1 pseudogene is annotated in these 367 nt (G+C 47.1%); it reads right to left on the bottom strand.

Features of this window, described 5'->3' with window-relative positions:
• A pseudogene (locus tag HMPREF2572_RS02930) lies at positions 1 to 367 on the bottom strand (hypothetical protein); the annotation flags it as partial.

Below are 367 nucleotides of genomic sequence, written 5' to 3'. Positions count from 1 at the left end.
GTGATATTGAAATAATAGGATGCACTGGTATTTGCATGCTCGCTTTGCATTCCCCACTCGATTTTAGGCGGATTTTCCTCCCGACTATCCAGCCAACGGTAGATTTTATCGCGTTCTTTCAGATATGATTTTTCGGTCAGTTTGACTTCCTTAATATCCCTATGACCTTTTTCGTGCCAAGCTATTGTCAGCTTGTCTTTCGCCCATTCGTAATAGAAATCCATCAAACCGGTTAAGGCATCGGCGACATCATCGCGGGTATTGAAATAGACCACGCCGCGTATGCCCAGTTGCAACAGGGTAAAGCCATGTTCGTTGTAGCGTTTGGTGCGGTCGGCGGTGTAGCGGATGGCGGCGAGTTGCTTTT

This window comes from Neisseria sp. HMSC064E01 (assembly GCF_001808875.1).
In the GTDB taxonomy this organism is placed as follows: Bacteria; Pseudomonadota; Gammaproteobacteria; order Burkholderiales; family Neisseriaceae; genus Neisseria; species Neisseria sicca_A.
This window is presented reverse-complemented; position numbering and strand designations above follow the sequence as displayed.